This is a genomic window from Phytobacter sp. V69, assembly GCF_965644215.1.
Lineage (GTDB): Bacteria > Pseudomonadota > Gammaproteobacteria > Enterobacterales > Enterobacteriaceae > Phytobacter.
On sequence record NZ_CBFFRL010000044.1, the window covers coordinates 20,489 to 29,276 of the forward strand.

The 8,788-nt window shown below is 56.4% G+C and carries 9 protein-coding genes; 3 read left to right on the plus strand and 6 right to left on the minus strand.

Annotation, left to right across the window (positions count from 1 at the left end; genetic code table 11):
* Positions 1-5: 5 nt before the first annotated feature.
* Positions 6-734, minus strand: a complete 729-nt coding sequence (gene artP / locus ACSZPU_RS08570) for an arginine ABC transporter ATP-binding protein ArtP (protein ID WP_498997555.1) — start codon at positions 732-734, stop codon at positions 6-8.
* Between the two features lie 222 nt (positions 735-956).
* Positions 957-1,472, minus strand: a complete 516-nt coding sequence (locus ACSZPU_RS08575; RefSeq protein WP_498997557.1) for a lipoprotein — start codon at positions 1,470-1,472, stop codon at positions 957-959.
* Positions 1,473-1,575: 103 nt separating this feature from the next.
* On the opposite strand from ACSZPU_RS08575, the gene ACSZPU_RS08580 reads away from it, so the two are divergent.
* The 3 genes from ACSZPU_RS08580 to ACSZPU_RS08590 are packed head-to-tail and all read left to right on the plus strand — an operon-like array spanning position 1,576 to position 3,311.
* Entirely contained in the window at positions 1,576-1,899 is a 324-nt protein-coding gene (locus ACSZPU_RS08580) for a heavy metal-binding domain-containing protein (RefSeq protein WP_498997560.1), read from the plus strand.
* A complete protein-coding gene (locus tag ACSZPU_RS08585) occupies positions 1,896-2,726 on the plus strand; it encodes an N-acetylmuramoyl-L-alanine amidase (RefSeq protein WP_498997562.1) in 831 nt (276 codons plus the stop codon). Before ACSZPU_RS08580 ends, ACSZPU_RS08585 begins: the two co-directional genes overlap by 4 nt.
* Before the next feature lie 12 nt (positions 2,727-2,738).
* Positions 2,739-3,311 (plus strand): WG repeat-containing protein, encoded by a 573-nt coding sequence (locus tag ACSZPU_RS08590; protein ID WP_498997565.1) that lies wholly within the window; start codon positions 2,739-2,741, stop codon positions 3,309-3,311.
* A 10-nt stretch (positions 3,312-3,321) separates the two neighbouring features.
* Here the strand turns inward: ACSZPU_RS08590 and ACSZPU_RS08595 are convergent, their stop codons facing one another.
* The 4 genes from ACSZPU_RS08595 to poxB form a co-directional block, all read right to left on the minus strand.
* On the minus strand, positions 3,322-4,335 hold the full coding sequence (locus tag ACSZPU_RS08595; protein ID WP_498997568.1) for a 3-beta-hydroxysteroid dehydrogenase: 1,014 nt from the start codon (positions 4,333-4,335) through the stop codon (positions 3,322-3,324).
* A 96-nt stretch (positions 4,336-4,431) separates the two neighbouring features.
* On the minus strand, positions 4,432-5,868 hold the full coding sequence (locus ACSZPU_RS08600; protein WP_498997571.1) for a DUF2867 domain-containing protein: 1,437 nt from the start codon (positions 5,866-5,868) through the stop codon (positions 4,432-4,434).
* Between the two features lie 10 nt (positions 5,869-5,878).
* Entirely contained in the window at positions 5,879-6,880 is a 1,002-nt protein-coding gene (ltaE, locus tag ACSZPU_RS08605) for a low-specificity L-threonine aldolase (protein WP_498997572.1), read from the minus strand.
* A 38-nt stretch (positions 6,881-6,918) separates the two neighbouring features.
* Positions 6,919-8,637 carry a ubiquinone-dependent pyruvate dehydrogenase gene (poxB, locus tag ACSZPU_RS08610; RefSeq protein ID WP_498997575.1) on the minus strand — a complete coding sequence of 573 codons (1,719 nt, stop codon included), beginning with the start codon at positions 8,635-8,637 and terminating at the stop codon, positions 6,919-6,921.
* Positions 8,638-8,788 lie beyond the last annotated feature (151 nt).

Genomic DNA, 8,788 nt, shown 5'->3' on the forward strand with positions numbered 1-8,788 from the left:
AGAACTCAGTGAGATAAGTAATATTTAAACGCGTCGGTCTGCGGCGTTGCAAAGCAGCTCGCATCCCCTTGTTCGATAAGGTGACCGTTTTCCATATAGACCACGCGGCTGGCGGTTTTGCGCGCCACTTCCACTTCGTGGGTCACGATAACCTGCGTAATACCGGTTTCTGCCAGTTCACGGATGATGCTGACGATTTGCGCGGTAATTTCCGGGTCGAGCGCGGCGGTCGGCTCATCAAAGAGCAGTACCTGCGGCTCCATCATCAGGGCACGGGCGATAGCAACACGCTGCTGCTGGCCGCCGGAAAGATGCAGCGGATAACGATCGCTGTACGGCTTAAGGCGTAAACGTTCCAGCAGTTTGTCCGCACGGGCGAGCGCCTGATCTTTGCTCAGACCCAGCACGCGGCAGGGGGCTTCAATCAGGTTCTGGACCACGGTTAAGTGTGGCCAAAGATTGTATTGCTGAAACACCATACCCACGTTCTGACGCAGGTCACGAATCGCTTTGTCGGAAGGGGCTTTGGTAAAATCGAAGTGATTCCCCGCGATGCTTAACTGACCGGAGCGCGGCATCTCAAGCAGGTTCAATACGCGTAATAAGGAGCTTTTACCCGCACCGCTTGGGCCAAGCAGCACAAGCGTTTCACCCTGCGGGCAATCAAGCGTAATGTCGAAGAGCGCCTGGTGCGCACCGTAGAAGCAGTTAATGCCGTTTAATTTTATACTCATCGAGGCAATCTAATAGCAATTGAGGCCGCAAATAGTAACGTTCGCAGAATAGTTATGCAATATTTGTGCGTTAAAACTTAAATATAAACCGCATTCACTCTTAAACTTAGCACAAAATACCGGGGCGTGTAGGAAGCAGGAATAAATGTCGGCATTCACGCTGGAATGCCAGACATTTTGCGGGGATTAATGCATATTCCCCGCGTTCTTACGCATAAAACGTTAGCGATGCTCGACAGACTGGCGCAACGTTCCGGCCGGGGCATGCGCCGTGCCACCAAGATAACGTACGTCATCCACCGCCCAGCACTGACCTTCGCGGACCATCAGCACTTCATCCTGCCAGCTCTGGGTGCCCTGAGTCAGGGTAACCCGTAGCGGAATGTTGCGCGCGTCGGTATTCGGGATGGTGGAAGCACTGGCGACGCTGGCTTTTTCCGGCATCACGGTTTGGCTGGAGAAGGGATCGGATTTGAACAGCGCCGTGTTGCGCGTATCCTTACCGGCTGCGTTGAGCAGTTGGGCGAGGTCGTCACTCAGGTAGGGGCGCAGCGCCGGCAAATAGTTACTGCGGTGCTCAATGCGATAATCGTAAAATTTTTGTGCGACAGTATCGGGGCCGCCTTCGATGCAAGGGCCGGTGCGGGTTCCGATATCCTTAAACGCCGGAGTCACCGTGGTACAGGCGCTGAGGAGCACCGCGCACGGTAAAGCGAGAGTCAAAGCAGAGTAGCGCATATTGATTTCCTTATTTTCTCTTCGGTTATAACCACCTTTCAAGAATAGTGTATTGCTTCGATAATGTGCTTTATAACGCACTGCGTATCAAAAGGAGAATCTGATGCAATTTTCAACAACGCCTACCCTTGAAGGTCAGCCGATCGTCGAATACTGCGGTGTGGTGACGGGCGAAGCGATTCTGGGCGCCAATGTTTTTCGCGACTTCTTTGCCGGTATCCGCGACATCGTCGGTGGGCGTTCAGGCGCGTACGAAAAAGAGTTGCGGACGGCGCGTGAAATCGCTTTTCGCGAGATGGGTGAACAGGCAAAAGCGCTGGGTGCTAACGCCATTGTAGGCATTGATATCGATTATGAAACGGTGGGCAAAGACAGCAGCATGCTGATGGTCAGCGTGAGCGGTACGGCGGTGAAAACACGCCGATGAGTCGCTTTATTTCATTATTTCTGTTGGTGCTCCTGTTAGCAGGGTGTGCCAGCGAAAAAGGGATCGTCGATAAAGACGGCTACCAGCTTGATACTCGCCGGCAGGCACAGGCTGCCTACCCGCGTATCAAAGTGCTGGTGGTGCACTATACGGCGGATGACTTTGATGTCTCACTGGCAACGCTCACCGATAAACAGGTCAGTTCGCACTATTTGATTCCGGCGCACCCGCCGCTGCACAACGGCAAGCCGCGTATCTGGCAACTGGTGCCGGAAAGTGAGCTGGCCTGGCATGCGGGGATCAGCTACTGGCGTAACGCCACGCGTATCAACGACACGTCGATCGGTATTGAGCTGGAAAACCGCGGCTGGCAAAACGTGGCGGGAGTGAAGCGATTTACCCCGTTTGAACCCACGCAAATTGCCGCGCTGGTTCCGCTGATGAAAGACATTCTCCATCGTTACAATATCCAGCCGCAAAATGTGGTGGCGCATTCGGATATTGCCCCGCAGCGTAAAGATGACCCAGGGCCGCTCTTCCCGTGGCGCGAACTGGCAGCGAAGGGGATCGGCGCATGGCCAGATGCCGCGCGCGTGGCGTTTTATCTGAATGGGCGCTCGCCGTATGAAGCGGTGGAGACCGCCTCACTGCTTGATCTGCTGGCGCGCTATGGGTATGAGGTGAAACCGGAGATGACCGCCGCGCAGCAGAAAAGGGTGATTATGGCGTTCCAGATGCACTTCCGCCCCGCATTGTGGAATGGGATTGCCGATGCGGAAAGCCAGGCGATTGCCGAAGCGCTGCTGGAAAAATATGGACAAGGCTAGAGGATAAAACGGATGCGAACAGGTTATATCGGCGGTGGCATGGTGCTGCTGGGGTGGCTTTTGTCATCCAGTGTACAGGCGCAAGACAAGGTCTATGCCTGCACCTATACGGATAAGCACAGCGGTACGCTGGAACAGCTTTCACGCTGTGCACAAGATGAAAAGGGCAAATGGCATTTCCTGCCGGATCTCTTTGCCAACAGCGTTCGTATGGATAATGGTCTTGTCTGGGCCGCACTCATGACGCAGGGGAAAGCGGAACAGGATCCTGATTATTACATCAAGCCCAACGGCGAAAAGCTGCCGGTTATCCGGTTTGATAATGGTCCTGACGGGTTTAGTGAAGGGTTGGTACGTTCCCGCGCGCAGGGCAAAATAGGTTATTTCGATGCGCAGTTTCGCCAGGTTATTCCCCGCCAGTTTGATTTTGCCTGGTCGTTTGAGCAGGGAAAAGCCCTGGTGTGCAACGGTTGCAAACCTCAGCGAGAGGCGGGCGGTGAGCATACGATGATGGTGGGCGGCGACTGGTTTTACATTGATAGAACGGGCAAGCGCATCTCTGAGATTCAGCATCGCCCGTTCTAGTTCGCGTGCGTTAGCGCGGCAGTTTCCCGTGATCGCGCAGCCAGAACGCCGTGCGGGCGATGCCCTCATCGACGGAGACCAGCGGCTCATAGCCCAGCTCTTCCTGTGCCCGGCGGATATCCAGCGTGAAATCGAAGTTCAGCTTGGATACCCCATAGTGGGTGAGGGAGGGCTCTTTCGCCGATTTATCGCCGAAATGTTCCATACTGCGCGCCACCATATCCAGCATCGCATAAGGCACGGAACGGATCCGGCAGTCCATCCCTAGATCGTCAATCAGCTTTTGCACGATGCTGCGCAGCGTGCGCGGCTCGCCGTTGGTGATGTTATACGCGCGCCCGGAGGGGAGCGCATCACAGGCGGGCTGGCTTGCCAGCCACATCGCATGCACCGCGTTTTCGTAATAGGTCATATCGACCATCGCTTGCCCGCCGCGCGGCAGTAACACGCTGCGATAGTGGTGCATCATCTGCGCCAGGCGCGGAATAAAGACTTTATCGTGCGGCCCGAACAGACTTTGCGGACGTAAGACCGTAAAGCGTGTATTGGGGTTGGCCTGCGCGAGCAGGTGAATCACCTCTTCGCTGGCGGCTTTGCTGCGGGCAAACTCGTTGGCAAAACGCGCCGGGCGGAAATCCTCACGGATATCGTGATGATGGTGATAATCGAAATAGAGTGACGGCGATGAAATATGAATGAAGTTGCGCACGCCCCAGGCCACGGCCCATTCGCCCAGGCGGCGGGTTGCCCGGACGTTTGCCAAATCAAAGGCAGCCTGCGTACCCCAGGGAGAGGTAAAGCTGGAACAGTGCCACAGGGTATCGACTCCGGCGAGCATCACTTTGGCCTGCGAGGAGACCAGCTCGGTCAGATCGGCGTGAATAAACTCAGCGCCCATTTTTGTCAGCAACTCGCCCATGGCTTTGTTGCGGCCCGTTGCGCGAACGCTAATGCCTTTTTGACGTAAATATTCGACGGCGTTTCGGCCTAAACCGCTGGTTGCGCCTGTGACCAGAACCTTCATAGCAATCCACTATAGTGACCCGCAATCATTGCGTGCGCATTCTTCCGTGAAATACGGCGGTATGCAATGGGAAACGTGAAAGAATAATGTCTGAATTTACTTTTTTTCTGCGTTTTGTTCTGCCAGTCGCGCAATGCGCCGGGCCATACCCCGAAAAATAAACAGATGCGCCGGGATCATCAGCAACCAGTAGATAAGCCCCGGCATACCGTGCGGATGCCACCAGGCGCGTACATCCACCAGCCGGTGTTTGCCTTTATCGCTGAGGGTAAAACTCAGGCGACCGAGACCCGGCGCTTTCATCCCGAACAGCAGCGCGAGTTGTTCCTGCGGCTCAGCGATGATCACTTTCCAGCTATCGACCTGATCGCCCACCTGTAACAGCGGGCGCTGCGGACGGCCTTTCGCCAGACGATGGCCGATCAGGCGGTCCAGTGCGGCGCGGGTTTGCCAGAGAACATTACCGAAGAAGTAGCGCTCTTTGCCGCCAATTCGGTTGACCACCTCCCACAGTGCTTCCAGGCTGGCGGATGTTTCAACGGTGAAACCGGCCTGTTTGGGGAAGTAGCCGTATTGCGGGCGCCAGCGCGCGAATGCCTGCGGGGAGTAGCCCCAGTCGCTTGAGTTCACTAATTTCTCTTCTTCGCGAAGCGTGCGACGCACCGCCTCATCAAAGGTGAGCAGCGTTTGTGGGATAAGTTCGCGAAGGGGGCGATCGTCAGCCAGCAGGTCGTGCTTTAGCCCCTGAATCAGCGCGCGGGCGATGGTGGGTGGCACTGAGGTAATCACCTGCAAAAACCAGACGGAGATAAGCCTGGTAGGCAGGGGAATGGCAATCAGCGGGCGGGTTACGCCGCTGACCGCCATAAAATGTTCAAACTGCTGCTGGTAGCTCAGCGTTTCAGGCCCGGCGGCTTCGAAAATGCGGTGCTCTTGTGCCGGGTGGTGGCGCAATTCCAGCAGATAGTGCAGCAGATTTTCCAGCGCGATGGGGGTGGTGCGCGAGCGCACCCACAGCGGCGGCGTGAGCACCGGCAGGTTGTAAACCATATCCCGCATCACTTCAAACGCGGCAGAGCCTGCACCGACGATAATGCCAGCACGTAACTCCGTGACCGGCACCCCGGCGTCACGCAGGATATCGCCCGTGACCTGGCGGGCAATCAGGTGGCTGGAATCGCTGGATTCTTTGGCCTGCAGTGAACTGAGAAAAATCACCTGCCGGACCGGACATTCCCGCAGCGCATCGCGCACGTTGAGGGCAATTTGCCGCTCCTGGGCGATAAAATCGCCGCTCTCTCCCATGCTGTGCACCAGGAAGTAGAGCGTATCGATACCCTCAAGCAGCGCCGGAAGATTGTCCGGCCAGATAAGATCGATTTCATGGCAACTTACGCCCGCTAGCTGCTGTTTCTGCAGGCGTGAGAGACGACGTGCCGCAGCGAGAATCTCGTGTCCCTGCTGACTTAACGCCTGGATCAGGTGCTGACCAATGTAGCCACTGGCCCCGAGCACCAGAATACGTTGCGGCACATCCTGCTCCTTAACGCTGCAAAAAGGCCTGCCAGTGAGACACAACGGCGGCAAGCTGATCGCGGCTGACATCCAGATGGGTCACCAGACGCACAATTGGCGAGGCGTTAATCAGCACGTCACGCTCATGCATAAAGGCACCCAGCGCTGCGGCGTGCTCTTCCCCTACACGAACAAACAGCATATTGGTGTCATGACGCATCACGTCAGCACCAATTTCACGCAGTTGCTCAGCCAGCCAGGCGGCATTGTCGTGGTCTTCTTTCAGGCGCTGGACATTGTGCTGCAGCGCATAGAGACCCGCCGCGGCCAGGATACCGGCCTGGCGCATCCCGCCGCCGGTCATTTTACGCCAGCGGGTGGCGCGCTTGATGTAATCCTTGCTTCCCACCAGCAGTGAGCCGACGGGGGTGCCAAGGCCTTTGGACAGGCAGATGGTGAACGAGTCACAGTATTGGGTGATGTCGTGCAGTTCGCAGCCATACTCCACCACGGCATTGAAAATACGCGCACCGTCTACATGCAGCGCAAGGTTATGCTGGCGGGTGAATTCCCATGCCTGACGCAGATAGTCGCGTGGCAGCACTTTGCCGTTGTGGGTGTTTTCCAGGCTTAACAGTTTGGTACGGGCAAAGTGGATATCGTCCGGCTTGATTTTCATTGCCACTTTGTCGAGCGGCAGGCTGCCGTCCGGTGCGGCGTCGATAGGTTGCGGCTGGATACTGCCCAGAACGGCGGCACCACCGGCTTCATACAGGTAGTTGTGTGCGGCCTGGCCGACAATATACTCTTCGCCGCGTTCACAATGGCTGAGCAGCGCTACCAGGTTGGCCTGGGTGCCAGTAGGCAGAAAGAGCGCCGCTTCCTTGCCGCTCAGTTCTGCCGCGTAACGTTGCAGTTCATTGACGGTCGGGTCATCCCCGTAAACATCGTCCCCGACCGGGGCTGCCAGCATCTGTTCAAGCATGGCGCGGCTCGGGCGGGTGACGGTATCACTGCGTAAATCAATCACGATAATTTCCTTATTTACTGGCGGTAGTGCCTCCTGTTTTACCTGAGCCAGTTCGTTTTCGCCAGTTCCATCACCTCATCACCGCGTCCGCTGATAATGGCGCGCAGCATATAAAGGCTAAAGCCTTTGGCCTGTTCCAGTTTGATTTGCGGCGGGATCGCCAGCTCTTCTTTCGCGACCACCACGTCCACCAGCACCGGGCCATCAATAGAGAATGCGTGCTGGAGGGCCTCATCCACTTCGGCGGATTTTTCCACCCGGATACCGGTAATCCCGCACGCCTCGGCAATGCGTGCGAAATTGGTATCGTGCAGCTCCGTGCCGTCGGTCAGGTAGCCACCGGCCTTCATCTCCATTGCCACAAAGCCCAGCACGCTGTTGTTAAAGACGATGATTTTGACGGGCAGCTTCATTTGCACCACGGAGAGAAAATCCCCCATCAGCATGCTGAAACCGCCATCGCCGCACATTGCCACCACCTGGCGTTGCGGGTGCGTTGCTTTGGCCCCTAATGCCTGTGGCATCGCATTGGCCATCGAGCCGTGGTTGAACGACCCCAGCAGGCGACGTTTGCCGTTCATTTTCAGATAACGTGCAGCCCAGACGGTAGGGGTGCCCACATCACAGGTGAAGATGGCATCATCGCTGGCAAAATGGCTGATTTGTTGCGCCAGATATTGCGGGTGGATGGCTTTCTCGCTTGGTTTAGCCAGCTCATCCAGCCCTTTACGCGCCTCGCGGTAGTGTTCCAGCGCTTTATCCAGGAAATGGCGATCGGTTTTTTCTTCCAGCAGCGGAAGCAGCGCGGTCAGGGTGGCATTGATATCACCCACCAGCGCCATGTCCACTTTACTGTGTGCGCCAATGCTGCCCGGATTGATATCAATCTGGATAATTTTGGCGTCGGTGGGATAAAACGCGCGATACGGGAACTGGGTACCGAGCAGGATTAACGTATCGGCGTTCATCATGGTGTGAAAACCCGATGAGAAGCCAATCAACCCGGTCATCCCGACATCGTACGGGTTGTCATACTCCACATGTTCTTTTCCGCGCATCGCGTGCACGACAGGGGCTTTCAGCTTACCGGCAAACTCAATCAGCATGCTGTGCGCACCCGCGCAGCCGCTGCCGCACATCAGCGCGATATTGCTGGAGTAGCGCAGCAGCTGTGCCAGTTTTTTTAACTCGTCGAGGGTAGGGGTGATGACCGGCTGTGGGGCCGGGTACCAGTGGCTGCTGGCGGTCTCTGGCGCGGGTTTAAGCGCGACGTCGCCGGGTATGACAACAACGGAAACGCCACGGTTAAGCACAGCTTTGCGCATGGCGATGGCCAGCACCTGCGGGATTTGTTCAGGCGTGGACACCAGCTCACAATAGTGGCTGCATTCACGGAACAACTCCTGCGGGTGGGTCTCCTGAAAATAGCCGCTGCCGATTTCGCTTGAAGGGATGTGGGCGGCAATTGCCAGCACCGGCACGTGGTTGCGGTGGCAGTCGAACAGTCCGTTAATCAGATGCAGGTTGCCGGGTCCGCAGGAACCCGCACACACCGCCAGTTCACCGGTGAGCTGCGCTTCCGCCCCTGCGGCGAACGCGGCGACCTCTTCATGGCGTGTGGACATCCAGTCGATGGTACCCATACGGTTAAGGCTGTCACTCAATCCGTTTAACGAATCGCCGGTAACGCCCCAAATGCGTTTCACCCCTGCCTGCTCGAGTGTTTTGGCGATATAAGCGGCTACAGTTTGTTTCATCGTTACGCCTCCATATTGTTGTTCCGTCTACAAGCGTAGTCGATGAAATATCATTAATTGTGCGTAAATTGCCTCTAGATAGTGTCGTCACAAGATTTTAGCCCAGAGAGCGATGCATCTGATCTGGACGGCAGCGAGAAATGAGGCCGTA